Source organism: Streptomyces sp. NPDC058457 (assembly GCF_042720695.1).
Taxonomy (GTDB): Bacteria; Actinomycetota; Actinomycetes; order Streptomycetales; family Streptomycetaceae; genus Streptomyces.
In genome coordinates this window covers 1-1228 of record NZ_JBHXLU010000207.1, presented here as the reverse complement: position 1 = coordinate 1228, position 1228 = coordinate 1, and the positions used below count along the sequence as shown (strand labels likewise).

Below are 1228 nucleotides of genomic sequence, written 5' to 3'. Positions count from 1 at the left end.
CTCCGGTTGTGGTGAAGACAGGCATCTCCACTACGCCCGGAGGTCTTCTCTTGATCAACTACCGACGCGAGTCACCAACCTCTTGGCCGAGTACATCTAGAGGCTCACACCGACGGTCACCGGCTCGTTGACGAGCGTCACACCGAACGCGTCCCGGACCCCGGCGACGACCTCCCGCGCCAGCGCCAGCAGATCCTCGGTCGTGGCCCCGCCCCGGTTGGTCAGCGCCAGCGTGTGCTTCGTGGAGATCCTGGCCGCGCCGCTGCCGTACCCCTTGGCGAACCCTGCCTTGTCGATCAGCCAGGCCGCCGAGGTCTTGGTACGCCCGTCCCCCGCCGGGTAGGCGGGCGGCTCGGACGCGTCCCCCAGCCGCTCCCGCACGCGCGCGTGGAAGGCGGCGAACTGCTCGTCCGTGAGGATCGGGTTGGTGAAGAAGGAACCCGCCGACCAGGTGTCGTGGTCCTCGGGATCCAGCACCATCCCCTTCCCTGCGCGCAGCTTGAGCACCGCCTCGCGGGCTTCGGTGAGCGGCACCCGGTCCCCCGGCTCCACCCCGAGCGCTCGCGCGGCCTCCGCGTACCGCACCGGCGCCGACAGCCCGCCGGCGTCCTCAAGCCCGAACCGGACGCGCAGGACGACGTACCGCTCGGGGTCGGCCTTGAACCGGCTGTGCCGGTACGAGAACGCACACTCCTCGTTGGTCAGCGTCACCGTCTCGCCGGTCCGCCGGTCGTACGCGACGACCTCGGTGACGGTCGCGGAGACCTCCTGCCCGTACGCCCCCACGTTCTGGATGGGCGTGGCCCCGGCGGAGCCCGGGATCCCGGCGAGGCACTCGATGCCCGCGAGGCCGGCTTCGACGGTGCGGGCGACCGCGTCGGTCCACACCTCGCCGGCCGCCAGCTCAAGCGTCGTGCCGCGCAGTTCGAAGCCGGTGGTGGCGATGCGCAGGGCGGTGCCGTCGAAGCCCTTGTCGCCGATGACCAGGTTCGAGCCGCCGCCGATGACCAGCAGTGGGGTCCCGCTGTCGTCGGCCGCGCGGACGGCGGCGACCACCTCGGCGTCGGTGGTCGCGGTGACCAGCCGGGTGGCGGGGCCGCCCAGCCGGAAGGTGGTGAGGGGGGCGAGGGGGGCGTCGTGGAGTTCCTGCACGCGCCCAAGACTACGAGACGCCACCGACAGTCCCGCCGCCGAGAGCCGCACGCGCGCGTGGGGCCCCGTCCACCGG

1 protein-coding gene is annotated in these 1228 nt (G+C 72.5%); it reads right to left on the bottom strand.

What is annotated here, in order from left to right; genetic code table 11:
- Positions 1 to 96: 96 nt before the first annotated feature.
- On the bottom strand, positions 97 to 1152 hold the full coding sequence (locus ACFWPS_RS54025) for a UDP-N-acetylmuramate dehydrogenase (RefSeq protein WP_383721936.1): 1056 nt from the start codon (positions 1150 to 1152) through the stop codon (positions 97 to 99).
- Positions 1153 to 1228 lie beyond the last annotated feature (76 nt).